Source organism: Pseudarthrobacter siccitolerans, assembly GCF_030823375.1.
Classification (GTDB): Bacteria; Actinomycetota; Actinomycetes; order Actinomycetales; family Micrococcaceae; genus Arthrobacter; species Arthrobacter siccitolerans_A.
In genome coordinates this window covers 1,682,021-1,707,145 of record NZ_JAUSXB010000001.1, presented here as the reverse complement: position 1 = coordinate 1,707,145, position 25,125 = coordinate 1,682,021, and the positions used below count along the sequence as shown (strand labels likewise).

The 25,125-nt window shown below is 64.6% G+C and carries 23 protein-coding genes; 9 read left to right on the top strand and 14 right to left on the bottom strand.

Going from position 1 to position 25,125, the window contains the following annotated elements:
• Positions 1-73 precede the first annotated feature (73 nt).
• A complete protein-coding gene (locus tag QFZ36_RS07980) occupies positions 74-1,261 on the bottom strand; it encodes a cation diffusion facilitator family transporter (protein WP_306635353.1) in 1,188 nt (395 codons plus the stop codon).
• Complete coding sequence (locus QFZ36_RS07975; protein WP_306635351.1) at positions 1,258-1,623, bottom strand: ArsR/SmtB family transcription factor; 366 nt, start codon at positions 1,621-1,623, stop codon at positions 1,258-1,260. Before QFZ36_RS07975 ends, QFZ36_RS07980 begins: the two co-directional genes overlap by 4 nt.
• Positions 1,624-1,763: 140 nt before the next feature.
• On the opposite strand from QFZ36_RS07975, the gene QFZ36_RS07970 reads away from it, so the two are divergent.
• The gene (locus QFZ36_RS07970; RefSeq protein WP_306635349.1) at positions 1,764-2,558 is read left to right on the top strand and encodes a hypothetical protein; all 795 of its coding nucleotides are present in this window, start codon (positions 1,764-1,766) and stop codon (positions 2,556-2,558) included.
• A 197-nt stretch (positions 2,559-2,755) separates the two neighbouring features.
• Here QFZ36_RS07970 and QFZ36_RS07965 read toward each other — a convergent pair whose 3' ends face one another.
• From QFZ36_RS07965 to QFZ36_RS07930, 8 genes are all read right to left on the bottom strand, one after another.
• Positions 2,756-5,365, bottom strand: a complete 2,610-nt coding sequence (locus QFZ36_RS07965; RefSeq protein ID WP_306635347.1) for an AMP-binding protein — start codon at positions 5,363-5,365, stop codon at positions 2,756-2,758.
• 102 nt (positions 5,366-5,467) lie between these two features.
• Positions 5,468-6,574, bottom strand: a complete 1,107-nt coding sequence (locus tag QFZ36_RS07960) for an alkaline phosphatase family protein (protein ID WP_306635345.1) — start codon at positions 6,572-6,574, stop codon at positions 5,468-5,470.
• A 211-nt stretch (positions 6,575-6,785) separates the two neighbouring features.
• Positions 6,786-7,424: a hypothetical protein gene (locus tag QFZ36_RS07955; RefSeq protein ID WP_306635343.1), complete on the bottom strand. Its 639-nt coding sequence runs from the start codon at positions 7,422-7,424 to the stop codon at positions 6,786-6,788.
• Positions 7,425-7,477: 53 nt separating this feature from the next.
• Positions 7,478-8,173: a sortase domain-containing protein gene (locus QFZ36_RS07950; RefSeq protein WP_306635341.1), complete on the bottom strand. Its 696-nt coding sequence runs from the start codon at positions 8,171-8,173 to the stop codon at positions 7,478-7,480.
• Between the two features lie 23 nt (positions 8,174-8,196).
• Positions 8,197-8,961: a hypothetical protein gene (locus tag QFZ36_RS07945; protein WP_306635339.1), complete on the bottom strand. Its 765-nt coding sequence runs from the start codon at positions 8,959-8,961 to the stop codon at positions 8,197-8,199.
• A gap of 192 nt (positions 8,962-9,153) precedes the next feature.
• Complete coding sequence (locus QFZ36_RS07940) at positions 9,154-9,837, bottom strand: SGNH/GDSL hydrolase family protein (protein ID WP_306635337.1); 684 nt, start codon at positions 9,835-9,837, stop codon at positions 9,154-9,156.
• A 198-nt stretch (positions 9,838-10,035) separates the two neighbouring features.
• The gene (locus QFZ36_RS07935; RefSeq protein WP_306635335.1) at positions 10,036-11,037 is read right to left on the bottom strand and encodes a hypothetical protein; all 1,002 of its coding nucleotides are present in this window, start codon (positions 11,035-11,037) and stop codon (positions 10,036-10,038) included.
• 169 nt (positions 11,038-11,206) lie between these two features.
• A complete protein-coding gene (locus QFZ36_RS07930) occupies positions 11,207-12,178 on the bottom strand; it encodes a hypothetical protein (RefSeq protein ID WP_306635333.1) in 972 nt (323 codons plus the stop codon).
• Between the two features lie 553 nt (positions 12,179-12,731).
• Here QFZ36_RS07930 and QFZ36_RS07925 point away from each other — a divergent pair.
• Entirely contained in the window at positions 12,732-14,708 is a 1,977-nt protein-coding gene (locus QFZ36_RS07925; RefSeq protein WP_306635331.1) for an amino acid transporter, read from the top strand.
• A 40-nt stretch (positions 14,709-14,748) separates the two neighbouring features.
• Here the strand turns inward: QFZ36_RS07925 and QFZ36_RS07920 are convergent, their stop codons facing one another.
• Positions 14,749-14,949 carry a DUF2795 domain-containing protein gene (locus QFZ36_RS07920; protein WP_306635329.1) on the bottom strand — a complete coding sequence of 67 codons (201 nt, stop codon included), beginning with the start codon at positions 14,947-14,949 and terminating at the stop codon, positions 14,749-14,751.
• Between the two features lie 280 nt (positions 14,950-15,229).
• Between QFZ36_RS07920 and paaA the strand changes: the two genes are divergently transcribed.
• The 7 genes from paaA to galU all read left to right on the top strand — a co-directional run bounded on the left by paaA (position 15,230) and on the right by galU (position 21,572).
• Positions 15,230-16,234 carry a 1,2-phenylacetyl-CoA epoxidase subunit PaaA gene (paaA, locus tag QFZ36_RS07915; RefSeq protein WP_306635327.1) on the top strand — a complete coding sequence of 335 codons (1,005 nt, stop codon included), beginning with the start codon at positions 15,230-15,232 and terminating at the stop codon, positions 16,232-16,234.
• Entirely contained in the window at positions 16,231-16,614 is a 384-nt protein-coding gene (gene paaB, locus QFZ36_RS07910) for a 1,2-phenylacetyl-CoA epoxidase subunit PaaB (RefSeq protein ID WP_306635324.1), read from the top strand. The genes paaA and paaB overlap by 4 nt, the downstream gene beginning before the upstream one ends.
• Positions 16,611-17,522 carry a 1,2-phenylacetyl-CoA epoxidase subunit PaaC gene (gene paaC, locus QFZ36_RS07905; RefSeq protein ID WP_306635323.1) on the top strand — a complete coding sequence of 304 codons (912 nt, stop codon included), beginning with the start codon at positions 16,611-16,613 and terminating at the stop codon, positions 17,520-17,522. Before paaB ends, paaC begins: the two co-directional genes overlap by 4 nt.
• 11 nt (positions 17,523-17,533) lie before the next feature.
• Complete coding sequence (gene paaD, locus QFZ36_RS07900) at positions 17,534-18,055, top strand: 1,2-phenylacetyl-CoA epoxidase subunit PaaD (RefSeq protein WP_306639133.1); 522 nt, start codon at positions 17,534-17,536, stop codon at positions 18,053-18,055.
• Positions 18,056-18,064: 9 nt separating this feature from the next.
• On the top strand, positions 18,065-19,306 hold the full coding sequence (gene paaE / locus QFZ36_RS07895) for a 1,2-phenylacetyl-CoA epoxidase subunit PaaE (protein WP_306635321.1): 1,242 nt from the start codon (positions 18,065-18,067) through the stop codon (positions 19,304-19,306).
• A 28-nt stretch (positions 19,307-19,334) separates the two neighbouring features.
• A complete protein-coding gene (locus tag QFZ36_RS07890; protein ID WP_306635319.1) occupies positions 19,335-20,114 on the top strand; it encodes an enoyl-CoA hydratase/isomerase family protein in 780 nt (259 codons plus the stop codon).
• 567 nt (positions 20,115-20,681) lie between these two features.
• Entirely contained in the window at positions 20,682-21,572 is an 891-nt protein-coding gene (gene galU, locus QFZ36_RS07885) for a UTP--glucose-1-phosphate uridylyltransferase GalU (RefSeq protein ID WP_306635318.1), read from the top strand.
• 19 nt (positions 21,573-21,591) lie between these two features.
• Here the strand turns inward: galU and QFZ36_RS07880 are convergent, their stop codons facing one another.
• The 3 genes from QFZ36_RS07880 to QFZ36_RS07870 all read right to left on the bottom strand — a co-directional run bounded on the left by QFZ36_RS07880 (position 21,592) and on the right by QFZ36_RS07870 (position 24,956).
• Positions 21,592-21,990 carry a VanZ family protein gene (locus tag QFZ36_RS07880; RefSeq protein WP_306639132.1) on the bottom strand — a complete coding sequence of 133 codons (399 nt, stop codon included), beginning with the start codon at positions 21,988-21,990 and terminating at the stop codon, positions 21,592-21,594.
• A gap of 315 nt (positions 21,991-22,305) precedes the next feature.
• On the bottom strand, positions 22,306-22,911 hold the full coding sequence (locus tag QFZ36_RS07875; RefSeq protein WP_306635316.1) for an LPXTG cell wall anchor domain-containing protein: 606 nt from the start codon (positions 22,909-22,911) through the stop codon (positions 22,306-22,308).
• Between the two features lie 182 nt (positions 22,912-23,093).
• Positions 23,094-24,956 (bottom strand): DUF4012 domain-containing protein, encoded by a 1,863-nt coding sequence (locus tag QFZ36_RS07870; RefSeq protein WP_306635314.1) that lies wholly within the window; start codon positions 24,954-24,956, stop codon positions 23,094-23,096.
• Positions 24,957-25,125 lie beyond the last annotated feature (169 nt).

The window sequence follows — 25,125 nt, the reverse complement described above, 5'->3', positions numbered from 1 at the left end:
TCGTTCCCGGCGCGGCGCCGTTGCGGACGGAAAGCAACCGGGACGGAACGGACGACGGCGGCCCGGCCTTGCGCTATTGGATGCTGGCGCCGGAGGGGGTGAGGACCATGTGGTCCGCCTTGGGCAGGGCATGCTTCAGGCGGTGCGCGGCTTCCCGGGTGACCTGCTCGGCGGAAGCCAGCGTCACGCCGTCGTTCATCACCAGGGTTGCCGCGCCCTGCAGGCGGTGACCTGACCACCGCAGCTGCAGATGCGGCACGGCAAGGACTCCCGGCGTGCCCTCGAGGGCCTGCTGGGCTGTGTCCACCAGCTCCGGTTCAATGCCATCCATCAGCCGCCGCCCGATGCTGCGGACCGTCCCCCACAAGAGGACGAGGATGGCCGCGGAGATCAGGAGGCCAACGATGGGGTCGGCCAGCGGGAAGCCGAGCATCACGCCGACGGCGCCGAACACCACGGCCAGGGAGGTGAAGCCGTCGGTGCGGGCGTGCACGCCGTCGGCCACGAGGGCGGCGGATCCGATCCGGCGGCCCACCCTGATGCGGTAGATGGCCACTGCCTCGTTGCCGGCGAAGCCGATCAGGCCTGCGGCGAAGACCCACCACAGGTTGGTCAGCGGCTGGGGGTGCAGGAGCCGGTCCACGGATTGCCAGGCTGCCACGACGGCGGACAGGGCAACGACGGCGACGATGAACAGGCCCGCGAGGTCCTCCGCCCGGCCGAAGCCGTAGGTGTAGCGGCGGGTGGCGGCGCGGCGGCCCAGGATGAAGGCGACCCACAGCGGAACCGCGGTGAGGGCGTCTGAGAAGTTGTGGATGGTGTCCGCCAGCAGCGCCACGGATCCGCTGACCAGCACCACGAGGAACTGCAGGACTGTGGTGCCCAGGAGCAGGAACAGGCTGATCTTCAGTGCCCGGATACCTTCGACGCTGGCTTCCATGGCGTCGTCGATGGAGTCGGCGGCATCGTGCGTGTGCGGGACGAACAGCTCGAAGAGCCAGCCCTTGAAACCGCCATGGTGATGGTGGTCATGGCCATGGTCATGGTCATGCCCGTGGTCATGGCCATGGTCATGGTCATGCCCGTGGTCATGATCATGATCGTGGCCAGGCTTATGCGCGTGGCTGTGCCCGTGGTCGTGGTCGTGCCCGTGGTCATGCGGGTGGTCCGGCTCGTGGTCATGCGGGTGGTCCGGCTCGTGAGGATGCCCATGATCATGCTCGGCGCTTGCGTGCTCGTGAAGATGCTCCTGCCTGCTCATGCGTCTGCCTTCCGCTCGCGGCGGTGGTGTGCCGGCTCGCCGCCGAGAGCGTGCTCGGCCTGGAAAATCGCGTCTGCCACCAGCTGGCGCGCATGCTCGTTTTCCAGCCGGTACAGAACCCTGGTACCGTCCTGGCGCGGGGAGACCATCCGGGCCAGGCGCATCTTGGCGAGGTGCTGGGACACTGCGGCCGGTGTTTTGCCCACCACTTCGGCCAGCTCACCGACGGCCATCTCGCCGTCGCGCAGGGCCAGGATGATCCGGACACGGGTGGCGTCGGCCAGCATGGCGAAGACCTCGACGGCCAGCTCCACGTACTGGCTGTCCGCGCTCAACGCGCAAGCACTGCTATCTGCATTCATGCGCATATTCTTGCATATAAATCTTGGTTCCCGCCTTGGCAGCCGTCGCCAGCTATGCCTACCATCTAATTAGTAACCATACTTACTATTAGTCCTGTTGTTTCCAGTGTCCAGCTGCGTATCAATGGAAGTGAGTGACGATGACGGAAAACCAGTGGCCTGCAGACTCTGCCGGAACCTCCCTCGACCAGTACGGGAACGCCCTACCGGCCGATGCTTCGGCGGAGCCGCAAACGTACGTCACTACGAAGGATGCAGCGAAGCAGGAGGCGTCGAAAGTCTCGGAGCAAGCGGTTGGTGCGGCACGCAGTGTGGCGCAGACCGCGAAGGCGGAGGCCGGAAACGTTGCAGCCGAAGCCAAGTCCAGTGCGCAGGGCCTGCTGCGGGAGGCGAAATCAGGCCTGGGCAGCCAGGCCGGCGAGCAGCAGCGGAAGGCCGCCGACGGAATCCGCGGCATCTCCAGCCAGCTGCGGACCATGGCTGATGCCCCGGAGAAGCAGGGAGTGGCCAGTGATTTGGTCCGGGAGGTAGCCGGGCGCGCGTCCTCCGCTGCTTCCTGGATTGAAGGCGCTGAACCGGGGACGCTCCTGGTTCAAGTGCAGTCGTTCGCCCGCCGCAAGCCCGGCACGTTCCTGCTCCTGGCTGCCGGCGCAGGAATCCTCGCGGGCCGGCTCGCGCGCAGTATGCAGGCAGGGGGCCCGGACGATGGAGACCGGCCGACGCCTTCGCAGGCACAAGCCAGGGGAGCGACTGCTCCGCCGTGGGGTGCGGAGCCGGTTTACCAGGAGCAGCCAGCGGCCCCAGCAACCTACGGCGAAACCATTTACGGGGAACCTGCCCGTCCCTCCTATTCAGGAACCGAAGCGGGCGGTGTGCCGCTGAAGAATCCCGACGATCCCTACAGTGACGTTCGGGCAGCCGAGAGCCAGCCGTGAACAGTCCGAGCTGACGTCAAGAACCCACCAACCAGGCCCCACCAACCAGAGGATCCGCTAATGAAGAAACTGCTGTTTGCTTTGCTCCCCACCATCATCAGCCGCATAATGCAGGCCCGGAAAGCGAAGCAGGCGCGCGCTGGCCAGGCTCGTCCACCCCGCAACCACTTCTAGGGCCGCACGCGCAGCAGGCCGGCCTAAACGCTTGAGCGGGTGGCGCGGGCCTCCAAGCGCCGCCGCTTCATCCACCTTTCACCGAAGCCCATCGCCCGGGTGGCCAGGATCCAGTAAAGGACCCCGCAGGCCAGGGACGCCAGGACGGCGAGCCCCTTGTCCACCGGATCCACCAGCGGGTACACCAGCCAGTGCGTGACGTAGATGTGCAGGGACGCGCTCGCCAGCAGCGCGGTGATCCGGTGAAGTCCGCGCGGCACGCGGAGGGTGGGCACCCAGAGCAGGATGAGGCAGCCCGCCAGGATCGTCGCGGTCCGGTAGGGGTTGTCGAAGCACGCCGGCGTGACCAGGAGCGCAACCGCCGTCACGGCCGCCTTCTGCCACAACGTCCGGGACGCGGCCGCTGCCCATCCCAGCCCGAACAGCCACAGCACCGGGCCCTGGCCGGGATAGCGGCTTTCCACGAGGCCAAAAAGCAGCGGCACATCAACCGCTACCAGGGCCAGCCCGAAGGCCCAAGGCCACCGGCGCACGGCCCGGTCAACAGCAGGGATCGCCAGCACCGCAGCGAGCCCGATCAGGATGTGGACCAGGATCTCCACAAACCAAAAACGGGAATGGTCGGTCCACCCCTCCGGCCCCAGCAGGGGGTTCAGCAGGAACACGTTGTACCAGGAATATTTGTCCGTCACCGCGAACGCGAGGCCGATCACCGCGACGCTGGGCACCACAATCCGCGCGACGCTCCGCAGCTGCCGCCGCAGCCGTGCAGTGCGCGGCCCGGAGAGCTGGAAGCGGGCAAAGTTATAGCCGGCCACGGCCATCAGGACGTGGGCAGTGCCTTGCCAGTGGAAGAAGCCGATATGCGTGGAGACAATGCAGATGATGGCGACGGCGCGGAGCACAATCCCCGTCTCCATCGGCGCAAGCACCCTCCGCCGCCAGCCGGACGCCCCGCGCGGCGTTTCCGGGACGGGATTGCCCGACGGCGGGACCTGGCCGGGCGTCTCGTGCGGCGCAGGCGAGGGCGAAAGTTCACAGACCGGCATCAGGTGCCAGCCCCGGGGAAGGTATCCGAGCGCCTGCTCCAGCCGGACGGACGCCGCGACGTAGGACAGTGAATCGCCGCCCAGGGAAACGAACGTGTCAGTGTTGCCCACGTCGTCCTGTTCGAGAACCTCCGCGAAGATGCGCCGGACGTCAGCAGTACCTGCCTCGGAATGCGGCGCAGCAGCGGGCCGGCCGCCGTCGTCCTCCTTTTCGCCCGCCAGGGCGGCGACGGCGGGATAGTCCGGCTTCCCGTTGGCAAGGCGCGGGATGGCTTCCACGGCAAAGAGTTCGACGGCGGCGCGCGGCAGGCCCAGGTCCTGCGCCAGGGTTTTGGCGATCAGGGACAGGTCGTGGTCGCCTTCGGCCGCGGCCACCACCGCCTGGTCAGAGCCGGCGGCGGCAGCGGTTACGCCCAGATCGGCAAGTATCCGTTCCACCTGCCCCAGATCCACCCGGAGCCCCACGATTTTCACGAAACGGCTGCGCCGGCCAACAATCTCGTAGAGCCCATCCGGGCTGCGGCGGGCGAGGTCGCCGGTGTGAAGCTCCGTGATGACCCGCCCCAGGCCGAGGTCCTCGGGCTGTTCGGCGTACCCCAGCATCACGTTGGGTCCGGCGTACACCAGCTCGCAGGCCTCGAGACCGGGGACCGGCTCAAGCCGGAAGGACCCGCCCGGCACAGGCACGCCGATGGCATGGGGATTCTCCGCGGCCTGGTCCGGCGGGAGGTAGGCCATCCTGGCTGTGGCCTCGGTCTGGCCGTACATCACAAACAGGTCCCACCCCTGCCGCCGGCCCAACTCGGCGTAGGAGCGGACGCGGTCAGGAGCGAGGCGCCCTCCGGCCTGCGTGATGTAGCGCAGGCTGGGCACGTCCATGTCCGCGAAGCCCACGTGGTCCAGCAGGTCGAAGGTGTAGGGCACCGCGGCGAAGGACGTCACGTTTTCGGTGCGGACGAGCTCCCAGAAGCACGGGTCCACCACGGAAAGATCCGTCAATGCCAGGGACGCCCCCGCCAGGAGATGGCTGTTCACCACGCTCATTCCGTAGCAGTAGGAGAGGGGGAGCGTGGTGGCGGCGGTGTCGCTGGGACGCAGCTGCAGGTACTGGGCGATGGCGGCGGCATTGGCCTGGATGCTGTCCGCGGAAAGCCGGACCAGCTTGGGCGAGCCAGTGGACCCGGACGTGCTCAGCAGCAGCGCCAGCTCGGGGTGCAGATCGTGGTGGCTTTGTTCGCGGCGCACGTCCAGGACCGCTTCACCGTCCGACGCGCGGACCACAACGTCCGGATCATAGGCCGCCTCGAGTGCCTCCCCGGCTGAGCCGCCGCCAGCGGGCAGGATCAGCAGCGGATTGCCGGATTGCAGGGCCGCGAGGTAGGCAACGAGCGAGGGCAGCGTGTTCTCCGCCTCGAGGGCAACCAGCCTGCGGTGGGGCCCGAAGGACCGGGCCACATCCTCCACGCGGCGGGCCAGTTCGCGGTAGCTCAGCGTCTCTTTATTGGTGCTGACGGCAGTGCGGTCGCCGAAGCGGGCCAGCTGTGCGGCAAAGGAGACTCCGGCCAGCTCTGTGTATGTGGTCACAGCAGGACCGTAGAAGGTAAACCTAACCTAACTCAAATGGACTATGTCTTCGTTAGCGAAGATGACGTGGAGGAGAGTTGTCGATGGGCGGGGCGGCCGGCGTCAGGCGCGGGCCTTGTACACGTCGGATCCGAAGGTGTTCACGCCAGGGTCACGGGCGCCGGCCAGGCGGGGCAGGGAGAAGAAGTCTTCGATGCTGGCCAGCAGGCTGTAGTGGTTGTAGGGCGTGTCGCTGGTTGAACCCGCGGGCGTGAACGGGGACAGGACCAGGGCGCCCACCTTCCCGCCCTCCGCGCCCCCGGCGACCGCTCCTGACGGTCCGGTCCGCCCGCCGTCGGCCTCATCCAGAGTGATGATCAGCAACCCGTCCTGCCGGAAGGCAGGTGAGGCAAGGATTGCTGGCACCGCGGTGCCCAGCCACTGGTCCGCTGCCGCGATGCCGCCGGTGGTGCCGTCAACGCAGGGCTGATCGTGCCCGTCATGGCACAGGTTCGGAGTGATGTACGAAAGGTTTGGGGTGGTGTCCGTTGAAGCGAGATCGCGGGCCAGTGCATTGTAGTTGACCACGTTGCTGTCGCAGGCGGGGGAGTCGGTGATGGAGCGGAAGTAGACAAACGGGTTGTGGCGTGTGGCGTATTGGTCCCCCGGGGTGGCGCCGCGGTGGTCATCCTCGGCGCCGAGGGCGGGATGCTGGCACGGTGAGTGCATGTCTTCCATGTAGCCCTTCCACGTCCTCCCGGCTGAGGTCAGCTGCCCGGCGAGCGTTGGGACATCGGCTGGATATACACAGCCTTTGCCCAGCACCCGCCCCTGGCTGTCCCTCCGGGACGAGGTCACGGGGGTGAACGTGGGGCAATCCCGGGATGTGCGGTCATTCGGCGGCTGGCCGGAGATCTGGGCGAGGTAGTTGGGCAATGAATCATGGGCAATCCCGTAGTAACTGGTCAACAGCACCCCCTGGGACCGCAACGTCCCTGACAGGTAGGGTGCGGCGGACCCGGCCTCGAAAACCCGGTCGTATCCCTGGTTCTCCAAGTTGATCACAAATACATGCCTGGGCGCACCGGTGTGCTCAGGCTCCGGAGGGGTCGGGGCCGGCTGACAGCCCGAAAGGAGGGCCGCAAGGACCAGCAGCAGCACCACCAGGTGCTGCCGGGAGCTCCGTCCGGGGCGGGCTCGCCGCCCTACGCCCTGTCGACTGCCGAGCACGCTGCCCTCCTTCAAGCCGAAGCGCCACGGGGCCCGCGGGTGTTGCCGGCCTCAACGGGTGGAGGCGGGGGAGGGCGGATCGATGGCTAAACTCTCCCACAGCTTGGCCCGGTGGCGCCACGGCAATAAGCGAATTTGCCTGGGATTTGAAGCGGCAGGGGACATTGAGGACCCTATGGGATAGCCCTGCTGGGGTTGCGGCGAGGGGTGGTCATTGGTGCTCGACCCAGCAGGCCAGGATGGTAGTGGATAGCTGGTAGGCCAGCGCGTTCCGGGTGATGTTTTCCGGTCCCAAAGTGGGGGGCAGACCGGAAGCGTCAACCTGCAGAACGAAGCTGTCTTTCTGGAAAACGGCGGATCCGTCGGCGGTTTCGTAGGCCGGGAAACCGAGGTTCGCGAGGCCTTCGATGGGTGCGGCGTCTTTGGCGAGGGCCTGCTTCGCGTCGAAGTATTTCCCTGCCGATGCCTTGTCCGCTGCCTCCTGGACGGAGATGATCAGTGTTCCTTCGGTCAGGTGATAGGTGCAGGTGAAGGTGCTGTCGGCCCAGTTATCAACGGTGTGAGGGTCCGAGTCCAGATCCAGGATGGACCGCAACCTCTCCTTTGGCTGGTCTCCGCAGACCATGACGGCGGCGGCGCTGGGCGCTTCCGTCGCCGTACCCGGGGATGCTGATCCCTGGCCGTGGTGCCCGCCGTGGCTGCCGCTTTGTCCGGGCGCAGGCGACGCTGCAGCCGGGGCCGTCGTCGAAACGTCTGACGGTGCCGACACCGATCCGGCAGCTGTTGCGCAGCCTGCGAGGAGCAGGGACGTGAGGCCAAGGGCGGCCAAAGCGCTTTTTCGGTTGTTCATGTCCAGTCCATTCGCACCATTGGCCGCTTCGGGAAGGAGCGGTAGTTCTGTTGTCAGGCCCTGAGTTTGGCGTAGATGACGTAGTTGTCGTCGAAGAGGCCGGTAGCGGGGTCGTAGCCGTCGCAGGTGATCAACCGGAGTTCAGCCCCCGGAGTGTTGCCATAAACCTCGAGGGTGGGGAACCCGTTTTTGGGGTACAGGGCGCCGTGCTCCACGTTGAATACCGCGGTGCTGCCGTCGGCCCGGGAAACGTTGATCTCTGCCCCGGCTGTGAGCTTGCGCAGGTCAGCGAAGACGCCCTTGTGGCCGCCCAGGGCATTGACGTGGCCCAGGAAAACTGACGGGCCGCGTTCACCGGGGGTCGGTGAGCCGTTGTACCAGCCCGCCGGTGCGCCGTTGCCGGTGTCCTCCGGTACCTTCAGGGAGCCGTTGTCCTCCAGCCCCAGATGGAGTAGGTCTGTCCGGACCCCGATCGAGGGAATACTCAGGGTCACAGGAGCCGAAGCGCCAAGCACCGCCGGAAGCTGTTGGGCGGACGGGGCTGCGGCGGCAGCCGGCGGTGCTGCGGTCACAGCCGGGGACGTAACCGCGGGAGGCGCCGTCGATGAGGCGAAGGCGGAAGGGGACGCTCCGGCGTCGGGAGTGGTGCCGGGTCCTGCGGTGCAGCCGGCCAGGGAAAGCGCGAGCAGAATCCCGGCCGCCGTGGAGGCCCCGAGACCTCCGCGGTGGCCGGGATTCCTGGTTGTCACAGTATGGATCCGCTCACTCCGGCCTAGGCGGCTTCGTTGCGGCGGCGGACGGCGTATGCTCCGCCGGCCAGGGCGATCAGGGCCAGGCCGCTGCCGATGGCGAGGGCCCCGGTGTCCGGGCCGGTCTCGGTAGTGATGCCGGTGTTAGCGCCGCCTGCAGGCATCTTCATCTGGCTGGCCGTCAGGGTCCCGCACAGGGCGGGAGAGGTAGCGGCGAGGGGAAGGGTCGGGGCGAGGTCGCTCTTGGCGGCCTGGCCTGCCGCGCTGAGGGTGGCGGGGTCAAGGCCATGGACAACAACGACTGCGGTGCCTGCTTCAAGAGCGGCTTTGGTTTCCGGGTTTAGTTCGAACGTGCGGTCCACGGTGTAGGAGGCGCCCTGTCCGCCGACCTTGAGGTCAAGGCCTGCTGCCGGGCTGGTATCGCCGCTGGTGGAGAGAGTGGTGACGATGCCTCCGTAGGACGGTGCGCCTTCAGTGGTGGAGATGACCTGGTCGCCGTCCTTATCTGCCGAAGGGTCCGGGCAGGCGCCCTTGGCCCCTCCATGGATGTGCTGGACGTGCGGGTAGGGGGCATCCATGAAGGTCGCGGGCATCCCCGAAACCTTCAGGACAACATGGGCTTGGTTACCCGTGACATCAAGGGTGATGGTGCCCGAGCCGGCACTTCCGTTGAGCTGCTTCAGGGTGGACTGGTATGACCCGTCGGCGGCCATTGCAGGGGAACCGGACAGGGCAAGAGCGGCCAAGGCCAGGGTGGGGACTGCCATAAAGCGAAGTGTCTTATTCATTGGGAAAATCTCCTCATACGCGCCCGCGTGATGTTGTCGCCCAGGAAGGGGACACCAGTACTTCGCGGCAGTCCGGGCAAAGGATGGGTGCTGTTGTGGCCTGATTCACTCTGTCCCTGAACCGGGCCCGCTCCTGGGCGCAGGGCTGGCTCTGGCGCCGGTGCACCTGTGAAGCCGCGCCAAGGGAGGCTGTCAGCCTGCTACAGCAGCGCCGAGGATTCCCTTCATCTTGTCCCGCAGGAACTTTTGCCCGGAAGCGCTGGGGTGTTCACCATCAGGTCCCAACAGAACGTCGGCGCGGCCGTTGAGCCATTGGTCGGCAATGGGATCGATGAACTGCACCCCCATGTTCTGCGCAGCGGAGGCGGTTGAGTCCCGCACTTCAGCCAGCACCGGGTCTGGTTCTTCGCTTCCGGACAGGGGACCCACCGCCACGAGAACCGCCTGCGGGGCCCGGGATGATGCGGCGGCGAACGTTGAGGCGGCGGCTTCCCGGAGCTCCTCGGGGTCTGCTCCCCAATCGTTGTCCGATCCAAAAAAGACGACGACGTCCGTGTCGGGGCCCACGGCCACCTCGACTTCCGTGCTGAAGGTGTTCCCGTCTTCACCGGCAACCAGGTAGCCGCTGCCGTTCTCCGCGGCATTGGTGACCTGCACCGGCCGTTTGCCGTTCAGGTGCGCCTGCTGCAGGAGCTTGGGCCATGCCTGGTTCGGCGAGGTTCCATATCCGGTGCTCAGCGAGTCCCCGATCACGACAATCCGGACCGGGGGCGCGGCGGACGCCTGCGTCCCTGGTCCGGCCGAAGTGCAGCCGGCGGTCACAACAAGGAGCGCGGCAGTGCCGGCGGCCATCCCGGCCCGTACGCGAAGCGACAATCCGTCCACCACCCCTCCAAATCCCGCTAGCGAGGAACCACAGTGAAGAACTCATGTTAACCCGCCTCCTGCATACGAGTGGGTCAATGGCATGAGGTCTGCGGAAAACCTGCGGGAGGTGATGGGGCGTCTGCGGGAAGCCCGCGGGAGGTGATGGCGCGTCGGGACTCCAGCGCCTCAGGCAGCGGGAGCAGCGGTTTACTGCGACGCGGGACGTGTGCCCGCGTCCGTGCTCGACCCGGTGGTTGGAACGAAGTTCCAGTCGAAAGACCCGTCGTCCCGTAGCGTCAGCCGAAGGAACCCGTGAGTGTCGCTGAACCGCTTCTCGATATACGAGGGGTGGCTGGTGAAGGGGCGGAGGCCGGCTCCTCCCGTGGAAACCTGGAAGGCCGTCATCCCATCATTGACGCACTGGTCCGCATTGTTCACCGGACAAGACCGTTCGTAGTTGTGTTGTGATCCTGACAGGGTCAGGCGGACACGATACTTCCACATCACGTCGATCCATGGCTTGTGTTCCGCGGATCGTCCATGCGCCGGCGTGTCCGACGTGAAGTACGGTTCGTGGTACACCACGGCCAGGTGCTTGCCCGCTGCCTGGGCTCCAGCGAGGTCGTTGTCCAGCCAGGTGGTCACCAACTCTGCCTTCGCGGGCTGATACCGCCAGTACGCGGACGGCACGAACGCGAAGTGCCAGTTCCCGAAGTCCTTCGAGTACGGTTCCCCGTTCCCGATGAACCCGCGCTCCTGGTTGATCGCTGCCTTTTCCGGGGACCCCGGGCATTGGCCATCCATGAATTTGTCGAGGTCTTCGTTGCGGCCGGGTTGCCAGTCGTGGTTGGGGGCGGACACCCAGTACAACTTTGGCTCCGTGCCACCCCACAGCCGCTTCCAGTATTTTACGTAGTCTTCGCAATGCGGGGCGCTGTACTGGAAGTCCCCGAGCCCCAGGAACGCGTCAATCTCGTTGTCCTGCTCGAGCCGGGTGATCGCCGCACCATTCCGGCCGGACGGGCTGGCGGGCGCAAAGGACCTGACGCCGTTCATGTCACCTACGGCAGCAATCCGAACACCCTCAGGGAACTGCTGGTAGGGCGACGGCGGGGGGCTGGTGCAACCCGCGGCAATGACCAACAGCAGGGCTGTGGCGATTGCGGCCACGATCCGAACGGCTCCAAGACGAGAGATTGCTGCCTGCATCCGATAACCCTTCGAGAAGACGGACCGCGCGGTGGCTTCCGATGGATGGCCAGGCGCGGTGGATAAGCCAATGTTCCTCCTGCAGGACCCCGCCCGGAACCCACTACCACTACCCTGCCGCAGGTAGGGGTGCCGGCAAATCATGGACAGCCCTTCGGTTCACCCGTTGTCAGTTAGCCACTGTGAAGGGAATGACTGTCACCCCGGAATTTGTCGAACCCAGAGTGTTATCACGGCACGACGTTCGCAGGTGCAGTTTATGGACTCCGTTGGCCAGAGTCCTGGTATCGATCGAGACGGGGGCGGCCCCGAACGGCTCCGGGCCGTAGGGACCTGCAGCGTCCCAGAGCACCCTTCCGGCGTTGGACGGAACGGCATGAAAGTCCGGGTCGATCGAGATGAAGGAGTGGGTCGCCGGAAGCGAGCCGTCGGGGTGGGTGGTCAGGCCTACCACGGGAGACCAGATTCCTGACACCGGACTGTCAGGAATGGGGACGGTACGCACCGAGGCCTCGCAGTACAGCGCGTGGGTGTACCAGCCCTTGCCCCGCAGGAACGCATACCGGGATACGTTGGACACGGACTTGCCGTTTTGGATGTTGGCTTGCCAGTTGAGGTTGGCTTGCATTTCCTTGCCGCCCGCCTGCGGGACGAACGCACGAAAGCGGACCTCCTCGGTCCCGGCGTGGTTGAATGCCGAAATTGGCCATGAAAAGGTCACCCAGCGCTCACAGGTTCCAGTGCACACGAAGTCGCCCTTGCCTGTGCTGCTGGATGGGCCCGGGCAGGTGAAATTCGCCGCTGTAGCCCGCAGGTAGCACTTCTGGACGGTGGTTTCGGCGTCGGGGGTCTTGAACACCATGGAGACGTAGTTGGCCTTGCCCGGGTTGTCATGGAGGATCACCCGTACATTCACAGTCAGGTTCCCGGAACTGATCGTTTCACGTTCAGGTATGCAGGCCCCCAGGTGGGTATGGCCGGTATTGGTGGTGGAGTTGTTGGCTTGGTCCGTGTCCGGCACCCACCAAGCCTGGGCATCCACAAACTGCCGGGTTTCGTTGTACGTGGTGCCGTCGGCGGGAGGGGCGCCGATGCACGGTCCGGCCGCAGCCTGAGCAGCGCCCGAAGTCAGTGCAGGCACGAAACCACAAATCAACGCAATGCCAGTTACCAGTCTTAAGAATCGCCTCATGACCATCCATCCTCCGGGCCCGCCGCCGCATGCCGAACATGATGATGGCAGGATTCATTGACGCCTCGGGCGTGCGCGATTCCGCGCCGGCCGGGGCGTTGTGTGTGTCGGTTCGGGAGGCTGCGCGTGCGTTCTTCCGGTCGCCGGCGTCCCAGCGGCGAACAGTTAGATGTTCCGATGTAGGTAGGGCCGGATAAAGTCCGGTCAGTATATGCACAGGGTTAGAGGCAAACCAGAGTGGCAGGGAAGCATTACGGCGTCGTCCCCTTCAATGACGAGACGACGACGGCGCGCATCCTGTGCAGGAGGTGATGGGGCGTCTCAGAAAAACGTGCGGGAGGTGATGGCGCGTCTGGGGGAGTGGGAAGGACGGCCCCGGCCCGCTTCCGGAACCCGGGGCGTCAAGGATTCGTCAATAAAACTCCGTTTCCCCGTCAGGCGGTTTTTGCCGGTGTTAGCTTCGGCCTGGACGCGGTGCACTGCGCAACGCTGAAAGGAATCCATGACCACGTTGAGCAGGCCTCCGGCTGACCCCTCGGCCCCCAGGCCGCACGGAGCCGCAGCAGTGCGCAACTGGTTGCTGTTCGGGCTCCAGGACAGCAAAGGCGCCCACCCGGGCCCCGGCGGGAGAATAGCCGTCCACGAGAAAAAGCATCCGTGGTGGCAGGTTATGTGCCTCACAGGCGTGGACTATTTCTCCACCCTTGGATACCAGCCGGCCATCGCAGCGCTCGCCGCCGGCGTCATCTCGCCACTGGCCACCATGGTGCTGGTGGCCGTGACCTTGCTGGGCGCACTGCCGGTGTACCGGCGGGTTGCGGGCGAGAGCCACCGCGGGGAAGGCTCGATCGCCATGCTTGAGCGTCTGCTGCCCCGCTGGGGTGGAAAGCTCTTCGTCCTGGTCCTGCTCGGGTTCGCCGCCACCGACTTCATGATCACCATGACCCTGTCCGCGGCTGACGCCAGTGCGCACCTCATCCAAAACCCGGTCGCGCCCGGTTGGCTTCAGGGCCAGAATGTTCCCGTCACCCTCTTCCTGCTGGCACTGTTGGCGGCGGTGTTCCTGCGGGGGTTCCGGGAAGCCATCGGCGTCGCGGTGGTCCTCGTGGTCCTGTACCTGGGCCTCAATGCTGTGGTCGTCGCCGCCACGCTTATCCAGGTCTTCGCCCACCCGCTGGCAATGGACAACTGGTGGACCAGCCTCTGGACTTCCCATGGCAACCCGCTGATGGCCGTCGCCATCGCCCTGCTGGTCTTCCCCAAACTTGCCCTTGGCCTCTCAGGGTTCGAGACCGGCGTCGCCGTTATGCCCCAGGTGCGGGGAGAGGAGAACGACACCGAAGAGAACCCGGCAGGCCGCATCCGGGGAACGCGGCGCATGCTCACCACAGCCGCCGTCGTCATGAGCGGATTCCTGCTCACCACCAGCTTCATTACGGTCGTCCTGATCCCGGAGGGGGAATTCCTGCCCGGCGGCCAGGCAAACGGGCGTGCCCTGGCCTACCTCGCCCATGAATACCTCGGCGTCGGTTTCGGCAGCATCTACGACGTCAGCACCATCGCAATTCTGTGGTTTGCCGGAGCCTCCGCCATGGCAGGCCTGCTGAACCTAGTGCCCAGATACCTGCCCCGGTACGGCATGGCCCCCGCCTGGGCCAAGGGGGTGCGGCCGCTGGTACTCGTCTTCACCCTGGTCGGATTCCTCATCACCTTCCTCTTCGAAGCCGACGTCGACGCCCAGGGCGGCGCGTATGCCACCGGCGTCCTGGTGCTCATGACCTCCGCGGCTGTTGCCGTCACCCTCTCGGCCCGCCGTCGGCGCCAGAACAAACGCACCTTTGGCTTCGGCGCGATCGCCGTGGTGTTCAGCTACACCACGCTGGCCAACATCTTTGAACGGCCCGAAGGCATCCGCATCGCAGGGGTCTTCATCCTGGGCATCATCGCGATCTCCCTGCTCTCCCGCGTCCGCCGCTCCTTTGAACTTCACGCCACCCGCGTCCACCTGAACCGGCCGGCGCTGGAGTTCATGTCTGACACCCTCGAGGGACCCATCGCCATCATCGCCCATGAACCGCTCCGGACATCCCGGGAGGCCTACGGCGGCAAGCTTGCCTCGGCCATCGAAGTCAGCCACCTCCCGCTCGACCGGGAGGCCCTGTTCCTGGAGGTCATCGTGGATGACTCCTCCGACTTTGAAACAGAACTCCAGGTTCACGGGGTGGTCCGCCACGGGTACAGGATCCTCGAAGTTCACGGGCCCGTTGTCCCGAACACTATCGCCTCTGTCCTGCTCCACATCAGGGACGTCACCGGGCTGATGCCTCACATCTACTTCCGCTGGACCGAAGGCAATCCGGTCACCAACCTGGTGAGATTCCTGTTCCTCGGCGAAGGCGAAATCGCTCCCGTCACCAGGGAAGTGCTGCGCGAGGCCGTCCCGGACGTAACCAGGCGCCCCTGGGTCCATGTCGGCTGACGAGGCCTTTCGCGGGGCGGTGCTTCCCCGGCGGGCCCGTCTAGGACTTGGTGTCAGAAACCGCGGAGCTTACGGCCGTTGGGCTGTCGTATTCCCGGTCGGGGATGGCCTCGAGGGCCTCAAGCACGTTGCTGTCGGCGCCTGAGTCCTTGGCTTTGGATAACAACGCCTCGCGGCTGGCGGGGTAATCCACGCCGCCAAGGAACTTTTGAATCTGGATGGGGTTCGGAGTTTCAGCCATGGTGTCGGTTTCCCTTCTGGTGTCAGCTCTGATGTCCGGGGCTTCTCTTCGTGCAGGTGGAGCCGCCGCAGGTGTTCATCCTAGGCCTCGACGCTCCGGCGGCGAAAGGGTGCAGGACGTGATGGAGCGTTGTGGAAAAACGCGCATCAAGTGAGAGAGCGTCGGAGGAGGAGGGAAGAGGGGAGGGACGCTTGACGCCCCGGAACGCTTCCGCATATCCTGAACGAACGGTCGGTAAATAATTCCGCACGTCCCAGAAGGTCTTTGCAGAGGAGCAACCATGGCAGCGCAGAACTTGCAGTCAGTGCCGGCTGAGCTATCCCCGGACGAAGAGGCGGCAGGCCAGGCCAACTTTGACCGCGTCATGGCTCAGGATTCACGCATCGAGCCCAAGGACTGGATGCCGCCGGCCTACCGCAAGACGCTGCTGCGCCAGATCTCCCAGCACGCGCACTCGGAAATCATCGGCATGCAGCCCGAGGCCAACTGGATCTCACGGGCCCCGAGCCTGAAGCGCAAGGCCATCCTCATGGCCAAGGTCCAGGACGAGGCCGGCCACGGGCTGTACCTCTATAGCGCCGCCGAGACTCTTGGCCAAAGCCGGGACAAGATGACGCAAGACCTCATCGCCGGCAAGGCCCGCTACTCGAGCATCTTCAACTACCCGGCGCTGACCTGGGCGGACATGGGTGCCATCGGCTGGCTGGTGGACGGCGCCGCCATCTGCAACCAGGTCCCGCTGTGCCGCGCCTCCTACGGCCCCTACGGCCGCGCGATGGTGCGCATCTGCAAGGAAGAATCGTTCCACCAGCGCCAGGGCTTCGAGATCCTCCTCGAACTCTCCAACGGCACCCCCGAGCAGAAGCAGATGGCCCAAGACGCCGTGAACCGCTGGTACGCCCCGGCCCTGATGATGTTCGGCCCGCCGGACGACGATTCGCCCAACTCCAAGCAGTCCATGGCCTGGAACATCAAGCGGTTCAGCAACGACGAACTCCGCAGCCGCTTCGTGGGCATGATGGTGGAGCAGGTCAGGGTCCTTGGCCTCACCCTCCCCGATGACCAGGTCCGCTACAACGAGGACACCAAAAAGTGGGAGCACGGCCCCCTGGACTGGCACGAATTCCAGGAAGTCCTGGCCGGGCGCGGTCCCTGCAATGCCCAGCGCTTGGAACGCCGCAGGGAAGCGCACGACGACGGCGCCTGGGTCCGCGAGGCCGCTTCCGCCTATGCAGCAAAACAGGCAGCAAAACAGTCAATGAAGACGAAGGAATACGCAGCATGAGCCCCCACGGCAACCCGGAAGTTCCGGCTAGTTCGGCGACAGAGATCAACCGCGAGGCACCCAAGGCGTCCCCAGCAGCGGAGCAAGAGACCCATGACCGCGGCGCCTGGGGCCTTTGGGAGGTGTTCGTCCGATCGAGCCGTGGCCTGAGCCACGTTCACGCCGGCAGCCTGCACGCACCGGATGCGGCCATGGCGCTGCGCAATGCCCGCGACCTCTACACGCGCCGCAACGAGGGCGTCTCCATCTGGGTTGTCCCGGCGGACGCCATTGCCGCCAGCGATCCGGACGCCAAGGGTTCGTTCTTCGAGTCGCCCCAGGGCAAGGACTACCGGCACGCCACGTACTACACCAAGAGCGAAGGGGTAAAGCACCTGTGAGCCCCGAAGCAACAGAGACAACAGGCCACGGCGACATCTCCACCGGCGTGGCAGCCCCAACAGCAGGAGGCGACTCCAACGCGAGTGCCACCCGCATCACCCCCGGCAACGCCCTCCGCCCGGAGGACATCGCGCTTGAGGTCCGCACCGGGCTGGCTAAGCCCTCCGAGGACATCGCAGAATACGCCCTGAGACTCGGCGACGACGCGCTGATCCTCGCCCAGCGCCTGGGCCACTGGATCTCCCGCGCCCCCGAGCTTGAAGAGGATGTGGCCCTGGGCAACATCGCCCTGGACCAGCTGGGCCACGCCCGGAGCTTCCTCAGCTACGCCGGCGGCGCATGGGAGAAGTCCGAGGACGATCTCGCCTACTTCCGCCGCGAGCACGAGTTCCGCAGCGTCCAGCTGTTCGAGCAGCCCAACGGCGACTTCGCGGTGACCATCGCCCGGCAGTTCATCGTGAGCTGCTACCAGTTCGAGCTGTACCGCCGGCTCACGGAATCAACCGACGCCACCCTTGCCGCCATCGCCGCGAAAGCCGTGAAGGAAGTGGACTACCACCGGGACCACAGCGCCCAGTGGATCCTCCGCCTGGCCGGCGGCACCGAGGAATCCCGCACCAGGATGATCCACGGCCTGCGCCTGATGTGGCCGTACGTCAGCGAACTGTTCCAGGACGATGACCTGACGCGCCGCCTCGCCGAGGCGGGTGCCGCCGTCGCGCCTTCCAGCCTGCGCGAGGAGTTTGACCGGCTCACCGGCGAAGTCCTCACAGAAGCCGAGCTGGAGGTGCCGGACGTTCCGGCAGCCCCAGGCGGCGGCCGGCACGGCAGGCACTCGGAGCATCTGGGCTACCTCCTGGCCGAGATGCAGGTGCTGGCCCGCGAGCATTCAGGAGCGAAGTGGTGAGCACCGGGGCCATGTACATCTCCGACTTTGAAACCAGGGCCCGGACCCCGCGGCAGAAGGCATGGGACATCGCCGCCACGGTGTGCGATCCCGAGATCCCCGTTCTCACCATCGAGGACCTTGGGATCCTGCGGAACGTGGAGGTGACCGCCGAAAAGGTAACAGTCACCATCACGCCCACGTACTCCGGCTGCCCCGCCATGGACGCCATCCGCGACGACCTCAAAGCGGCGTTCGCCAAAGAGGGCTACCAGGACGTCCAGGTGGACCTGGTGCTCGCCCCGGCCTGGACCACGGACTGGATGACGGACGCCGGAAAGGCGAAGCTGCAGGAGTACGGCATCGCCCCGCCGTCGGGCATGGCAAATGCGGCAAGGCACGCCGGCCCCATCAGGCTGCAAATGGCCGTGAAATGCCCGCAGTGCGCCAGCCTGCATACCAAGGAACTCACCCGCTTCGGCTCCACCTCCTGCAAGGCGCTGTTTGTGTGCCAGGACTGCAAGGAACCGTTCGACTACTTCAAAGTGCTGTAAGGAAGCCCCATGCCTGTTGTCCGCCAGACCGCCGCAGAAACGGCGCAGGCCACCTGCCGCCGTCGCCCGTCCTTCCACACGCTCGCCGTGAAGGAGGTGCGCCGGCTCACCGAGGACGCCATCGAGGTGGCCTTCCACGTCCCGGCCGAGCTCGCCGGCCAGTTCGACTACCTGCCCGGCCAGTACGTGGCCCTGCGCACCAAGCTCCCGGACGAGACCGGGGAAGTGCACGAGGTGCGCCGCAGCTACTCCATCTGCGCCGAGCCGCGCAGCTTCGCGGACGGCAGCAGCGAGATCCGGGTGGCGGTGAAGAAGGACCTGGGCGGGGTTTTCTCCACCTGGGCCAACGCCGAGCTGAAGGCCGGGGACACGCTGGACGTCATGAGCCCCATGGGCGCGTTCGTGTCCAGGCACGGCCGGGACGGCCAGGCCGTGGAGCAGAACCGGATGAACTCCATGAACAACCCGGAGGAGCTGGCCGGGGACGTGGCCTCCAGCGGGGAAGCCAGCTTCGTGGCCATCGCCGCCGGCAGCGGAATCACGCCGGTGATCGCGATCGCCCGCACGCTCCTGGCTAAAAACCCGGAGTGCCGGTTCGACCTGATCTACGCCAACAAGGCGGCCATGGACGTGATGTTCCTGGAGGAGCTCGCGGACCTGAAGGACAAGTACCCGCAGCGGCTGGCCATCCACCACGTGCTGTCCCGCGAGCAGCGGATCGCGCCGCTGCTCAGTGGAAGGATCGACGCCGAGAAGCTGCAGCAGCTGCTGGGCACCGCCATCCACGCGGACGACGTGGACGAGTGGTTCCTGTGCGGCCCGTTCGAGCTGGTGCAGCTCTGCCGGGACACCCTGGCCGAGCGCGGTGTGGAGCCGGAGAAGATCCGGTTCGAGCTGTTTACGTCCGGCAAGCCGGACAAGCCGGAGGGGCATGCGGGCCGGCCCGTGGTGCTGGACGAGTCCAAGGAGACGTACAAGATCACGTTCAAGCTGGACGGGCTGCAGGGCGAGGTGGCCAGCCCCACCCACGCCCGCGAGTCCATCCTCAACGCCGCGCTGCGGGTCCGCCCGGACGTGCCGTTCGCGTGCGCCGGGGGAGTGTGCGGCACGTGCCGGGCCAAGGTGGTGACAGGCAGCGTGACCATGGACGAGAACTACGCGCTGGAGCAGGATGAGCTGGACAAGGGGTACGTGCTGACTTGCCAGAGCCACCCCACCAGCAAGGAAGTCACAGTCGACTTCGACGTGTAATTTTCAACGGTCTCAACGAAGGAGCCCCATGATTTCCCTCTCCATCAGCAACAACGTCGCCGAAGTCGTCCTCAACGCACCGCACAAGCTGAACTCGCTGGATGAGCAGGCGCTCGCGGAGCTGTCCCAGGCGTACGACGACGCTGCTGCCGCCGCCTCACGCGGTGAGGTCCGGGCGCTGCTGCTTCGGGGAGAGGGCCGCGCCTTCTGCGCGGGCCGGGACATCTCAGGTGTGAACCCGGAGAATGACGACGCCGCTACCTATTTGAGCGGGCTGGTGGAGCCGCTGCTGAAGAAGATGAGTGCCTTTCCGGCGCCCACGTTCGCCGCTGCTCATGGTACCTGCCTGGGTGTTGGGCTGGGGCTGCTGCTGGCCACGGACGTGGTGTACGTGGCGGAGAACGCCAAGTTCGGGTCGCCGTTCGCCAAGCTGGGAGCGACGCTGGATTCGGGCGGGCACTGGTACTTCACGGAGCGGCTGGGGATGCACCGCACGCTGGACCTGATCTACACCGCGGAGCTGATCAGCGGCACCGAGGCCGTGGCGCAGGGGCTGTTCAGCCGTGCCATGCCGGCGGACGAGCTCCTGGAGAACACGCGGGCGATCGTGGGCCGCGTCGCTAGCGGGGCCACCGGCGCCTTCACCGCCAGCAAGGAGCTGGTGGCCCACATCCGCGACCAGCGCCTGGGCCTGTGGGAGGCCATGGCGGAGGAGAACACAGAGCAGGCCCGGCTCTGCAAAACAGACGACTACGCCGAGGGTTTCAGGGCTTTCCAGGAGAAGCGCGAGCCGAAGTTCGGAGGTTGAGCCCGTCGAAACTGGGCTGTCAACCAAGCCTGTCGAAACCCGGTAGGGGCCATAGGTAGATACCTCATCCCCAGGCTAGGTGGGTACGGTCGGCCTGAAGAAACGGGTATCGCTTACTCGTGTTTCCGGCTTCGCTTCGTTGTTCACTAAAAGTGCCGGCGAGGAGCGAGTCTTCACGAGCAAGGCTCCCGCCCCGGCATTCGCCGGCACCATCATTGCGATGGCTGAAACAATGAGTCTCCCCGGTGAGCCCGGACGACTCAGGAACGGCGGGATCAATGCGACACAGACTAGCCACCGGGGACGGCATCAACCTCGCCACCTGCCCCCATCAATTTGTTGGCCGATGCGATGACTGTTCCGCGTCGGCAGCCCTGAGGGAATCGGACCAGATGGTGACGGATGAAGGCGGAACGACCTTCTCGGCCGAGGCCGGTCCTTAACCGCGCAAGCACGTGGTCCGTGACCGGGGCCGTACGAGGGTGTCCGGGCTTTTCACGAGTAGCGGGAGCCGCGGTTCGGTGGCGGAAATTGCCTTTGCCTGCCCCTGATTTGTAAGGTTCAGCTATGACTACGGGGAAAGCTATCACCAAAGCCGTCATTCCTGCTGCCGGATTGGGGACTCGCTTCCTGCCCGCCACCAAGGCAATGCCGAAGGAAATGTTGCCGGTGGTTGACCGGCCGGCCATCCAGTACGTCGTTGAGGAAGCCGTCAAGTCCGGCCTCACCGACCTGCTAATGATCACGGGACGGAACAAGCGCTCCCTCGAGGATCACTTTGACCGGGAGCCGGGTCTGGAGCGTGCACTTGAACTGAAGGGCGACAACGACCGCCTGGAGTCCGTGCAGTACGCCTCGGAGCTGGGTCCCATCCACTACGTCCGCCAGGGCGAGGCCAAGGGCCTGGGCCACGCGGTGCTGTGCGCTGCCCAGCATGTGGGCAATGAGCCGTTCGCCGTTCTGCTGGGTGATGATCTCATTGACGAGGCCGAGGACCTGCTGAGCACCATGATGGAGGTGCAGCAGAAGACCGGCGGTTCGGTGATCGCCCTGATCGAGGTGGATCCGTCCCAGATCAGCGCTTACGGCTGTGCGGACATTACTGCGGTGGACGGCGAGGACTACGTGCGCGTAAACAGCCTGGTGGAGAAGCCGGCCACAGGGGAGGCGCCGTCCAACCTGGCCGTGATCGGGCGGTACGTGCTGCATCCATCGGTGTTCGGGATTTTGGAGAAGACGGAGCCGGGCCGTGGCGGCGAGATCCAGTTGACGGATGCCTTGCAGACCCTGGCTGCCGGTGAGGGCGAAGGCTCCGGTGTGTACGGTGTTGTCTTTAAGGGCCGCCGCTTCGACACGGGCGACAAGCTGAGCTACCTCAAAGCCGTCATCACACTCGCTTCAGAACGAGTGGAGTTCGGCGAGGACCTAAGGACCTGGATGAAGGGCTTCGTGAACTAGCGGACTCCAAGTCGACTTGCTACAGGTCCGTTGCCGAAAGGCACCGGACCTGTAGCATTTCTATACGTGCAGCCGCAATAAGGGCGCCGATGACGGCCCCCACAGTGTTTGTTACAAGGTCTAACGGGCTTGCGAACCGGCTGTGGAGAAATAGGAGTTGCCCAAGCTCCATGCAGCAGGAGATCGCTAACCCAGATGCAGCAATACTCCACCAGTGCTTTTTGGGGTAAGCAAGAGACGCCACAATACCTATAGGAACGAACAGCGCGACGTTAGCGGCGCCTTCGACGAATTCGTAATTGAACCAGGCTGGGATCCCGTGACGGTGAAGGAAATGCAGGACGCTGCCGAGGAATCCTTCAATAGGTTTATCGACGGGGGTGGGCCAAAAAGCGATAAACGCTAGCGGGACCAACATGGCGGCAAGGGCGAGTTGCCAGATCCTTCGGTTGAAGTTCCTCAAGCTGCCCTCACCGGGTCCCTAGAAATGCGAGGGCGGCCACCGCTAGGGCAGCAACCGCCAGCAGACCCAAAACGACGTAGCGGAGCACCTGAGGTCGGGGGAGTGGTAGGGAGTAGTCGAACTCTCTCGGTGTTCTGCGCCAATGTCTCCCCATGTCCTAATAAATACCACAGCTAGTTAGTAGAGCCCGTCGAAACCTTAAAAGAAGAAGGTGGGTGTCTTCCGTTTCGGAGGACACCCACCTTCTTTGGTGCTTATAGGGCGGTGCAGTTACGCAGCAGTCTCCGCCTTTGCGCGGCGACGAACAACCACTACGGAAGTTGCACCGGCAGCAAGTGCACCTGCGCCAACCAGGGTCCAGAGGACCAGGCCGGAGTCGGCGCCGGTGTTGGCAAGGCCTGAACCGGTGTTTGCCAACGGAGCGCCGCCAGCGTTGCCGCCGGTGTTTGCCAAGGAAGCTGCCACGGTGACCGTGACGGGACCGACGGTTACCCCGGAGGTGTTGCCGGTGGCGGTCAGGCTGTAGGTGCCTGCTTCGTTGATTGCGATCGGCAGGGCGAATGCGCCCTGGGCGTCGGCCGTGGTGGTCAGGGTTTGGGCTTCGGTGACAACGGCGATACGGGCTGCCACTGCGCGGCTACCGGCAATATTGGCGCCATCGGAAGCAGGTGCCTGGCCCGGCGTTACGTTGATGGTGAGCGTTTCGCCGGCAAGGAAACCCTGTCCGCGGAAGACGAAGGTTTCGCCCGGGCCAACGGTTCCGTCGGAAACGGCTGCCTGAGGCGGAAGTGCCGGGTAGGTAGCGGCCATGGCCGGCGCCGAACCGATAAGGGCGATGGAGCCTGCAAGCGCGAGTGCTGCGAGTGTTTTTTTCATGTGTGTCCCCCCGGAGACGTTTAAGTTTTGATTACCCGAATTATGGGGAGTTCCCCCTCTGCATGAGACCCACTGCAGAACCACGGATAGATATCCCAAAAAGGACGCTACCATCTGGTGTTCGTTGTGAGCAATCTCAATCCAGTCGGTTTACATAGTGTTAACGGCCGCCGCCAATAGAATTAACTACAGCGCGCCCGCAAAGTGGGCAAAGTCACATCTTTTACATCCTGCACCGTCGGTGTGACAACAACGTTAGGTTCCGTGTGCTGGACAATTTTGCTGAACGTGAAATCCATCGTCTTACTTTCCCCTACCCCTAGTCGGACAGCGAACACCGCAACGGGCCTGTTGCTGTGGATATGAGGCGCAAACTCCGTCCTTGTCCCATCCACGCTTAAGGTCTCGACATTCGCCTGAACAGGACCGTAAACAACAATGTTCGTTTGCACTGAGCCCGGGGGAACACCGAAAGCTCCACCTCCAGTCACGTAATCAGGCAGGACCGCCGCAGCGTTCTGAGGAGCTGCATTGGTCGCGCTCACTCGAACAGTCGTGCGCTCGTATCCGTCCTGGGGGCACTCCTTGACGATTTGGACCGTGCGCTTCACGTAGTAGTCCATCTTGGCCCCTGTTCCGTCGTTGAAGTACACGCCGAATTGGGCAGGTTGAACACTAGGGCCAGCAACGGAGCCACTCAGAGTGTAGGCGGAAATAACACCTTGCTCCTCATTCTGAGCGGACCAGATGTGTACCCTTCCCTCGGTGGAGGCACGAGTTAGGCCTGAGAGGAGCGCCTTCGCGTCGCCCTTTCCGTTCGATAGCGCCCTAAAAACTTCCTGGGCAACGCCTGCAAAATATGCGTCCTGTAGCTCCGGCCTCTCAATTTTGGCGTAGACATCGGAGAGTAGCGTCTGTACGACATTCCTTCCGGTCAGCTCCGCCGGTAGGCCGGTAGCTGCGATAACGGCAGTAAGCTCCGGGTCCGCAATTCCCACAGGGCCAGTGGCATCAAGAATGTATCCCAAGGCAATGGGATCGATTGAGAGCACTCCATCCACGTTCTGTCCGGTCCCTTTGTTCCACATCTCTCGCGCCGTTTTGGCTGCGGAAGGAAAGTCTGGAGTCAGGTTCACATCCTGCATGAATTTGCCAAGCCGGACACTGTAGATCTGCTGCTGCTCACCGTCCACAGGTAACGGTGGAGACATCGTTCCTAGAGCGCTGGCGCTGCTCTGGCTTCCTAGGGTGAGCTTTCCATCGTCAAATTGCAGTACAGCAAGGGCGCCGGGGATGCCGCCGGAGGCCCGCGATTCGGCATTGTTCTGGATCATTAGTAGGTAGGAGCGAGGATCCTCCGCACCCAACATCGCGGGAAGAACTGCGGCAGCACTGGCGGCAGAATCAAGTGACCCCGAAATCTCGTTGAGTTGATTCCTGGCCCGAGACAGCGGATTGGCCACTTGAGGAAGGAGTTGGCTCTCGTCGATCTGGTTAAGCCTTTCAGACGACAGCCGAACGGCGTGAGCGGCCGATGAGACACTGGGGGACGCCGCCTTGAGGGGCTCCAAGTCAGTACCAGACGTACTAGGTAGCAGGGAGTCCCAGTCCAGAGAGCTGTAAACCTTCACGAGCGGTGTCAACCCAATGCTCACGACGTCGTCCGCAGAACGAGCCACTTCCGCAACGGCGCTGAAGTTCACTCCTATTGCTGGAATCGCAGACGCTAAGGTCCACAGGGGATCATCAGCAGCTGACTTAGCGGCCGCTGTGTGTCCGCGCATCTCGTCTACTGTACCGGTCGCCGCCTCGCGATCATCTCGACTAATGCTCTCCCTGAGCGGTGAGGAGAGCTGGGCGGCGGCGTTAAGCTCGTCGTTTATAGTGGATGCTTTTGCCGCAAGCCAAACGGCCACACCGGCCAAGACCGCCACCACTATACCTAAAAGGGAAAGAGAAGCGAGGAGTCGACGGTTCCGGCGGCGGGGCCCTTCGTTCCCAGGCCGGGCTGCTTCGAAAAGGCCGCTCTGCTTAGAGGAATCCATTTTTCTTTATATTCCAATCGGTAGAACCTGCGGCTAAACTCAATGTCTTGAAATTATTTCCGCAACTAGTCGGTAGCCGTCAATTACCCCATGGTGTAATCCGAACTATCTAGGACACACCGATCCATTTGCGGTCGTCGAAAAGCCCAGGAGCAGTGCTTCTGAGGGG

Bases quoted from the DNA above. Each gene is read 5' to 3' on its own strand.
- QFZ36_RS07975 (WP_306635351.1), bottom strand. From the start codon at position 1,623: ATGAATGCAGATAGCAGTGCTTGCGCGTTGAGCGCGGACAGCCAGTAC.
- QFZ36_RS07925 (WP_306635331.1), top strand. From the start codon at position 12,732: ATGACCACGTTGAGCAGGCCTCCGGCTGACCCCTCGGCCCCCAGGCCG.
- QFZ36_RS07935 (WP_306635335.1), bottom strand. From the start codon at position 11,037: ATGCAGGCAGCAATCTCTCGTCTTGGAGCCGTTCGGATCGTGGCCGCA.
- QFZ36_RS07870 (WP_306635314.1), bottom strand. From the start codon at position 24,956: ATGGATTCCTCTAAGCAGAGCGGCCTTTTCGAAGCAGCCCGGCCTGGG.
- QFZ36_RS07970 (WP_306635349.1), top strand. From the start codon at position 1,764: ATGACGGAAAACCAGTGGCCTGCAGACTCTGCCGGAACCTCCCTCGAC.
- paaB (WP_306635324.1), top strand. From the start codon at position 16,231: ATGAGCCCCCACGGCAACCCGGAAGTTCCGGCTAGTTCGGCGACAGAG.
- QFZ36_RS07920 (WP_306635329.1), bottom strand. From the start codon at position 14,949: ATGGCTGAAACTCCGAACCCCATCCAGATTCAAAAGTTCCTTGGCGGC.
- paaA (WP_306635327.1), top strand. From the start codon at position 15,230: ATGGCAGCGCAGAACTTGCAGTCAGTGCCGGCTGAGCTATCCCCGGAC.
- QFZ36_RS07890 (WP_306635319.1), top strand. From the start codon at position 19,335: ATGATTTCCCTCTCCATCAGCAACAACGTCGCCGAAGTCGTCCTCAAC.
- QFZ36_RS07880 (WP_306639132.1), bottom strand. From the start codon at position 21,990: ATGTTGGTCCCGCTAGCGTTTATCGCTTTTTGGCCCACCCCCGTCGAT.
- QFZ36_RS07875 (WP_306635316.1), bottom strand. From the start codon at position 22,911: ATGAAAAAAACACTCGCAGCACTCGCGCTTGCAGGCTCCATCGCCCTT.
- QFZ36_RS07955 (WP_306635343.1), bottom strand. From the start codon at position 7,424: ATGAACAACCGAAAAAGCGCTTTGGCCGCCCTTGGCCTCACGTCCCTG.
- QFZ36_RS07980 (WP_306635353.1), bottom strand. From the start codon at position 1,261: ATGAGCAGGCAGGAGCATCTTCACGAGCACGCAAGCGCCGAGCATGAT.
- paaE (WP_306635321.1), top strand. From the start codon at position 18,065: ATGCCTGTTGTCCGCCAGACCGCCGCAGAAACGGCGCAGGCCACCTGC.
- paaD (WP_306639133.1), top strand. From the start codon at position 17,534: ATGTACATCTCCGACTTTGAAACCAGGGCCCGGACCCCGCGGCAGAAG.
- QFZ36_RS07945 (WP_306635339.1), bottom strand. From the start codon at position 8,961: ATGAATAAGACACTTCGCTTTATGGCAGTCCCCACCCTGGCCTTGGCC.
- galU (WP_306635318.1), top strand. From the start codon at position 20,682: ATGACTACGGGGAAAGCTATCACCAAAGCCGTCATTCCTGCTGCCGGA.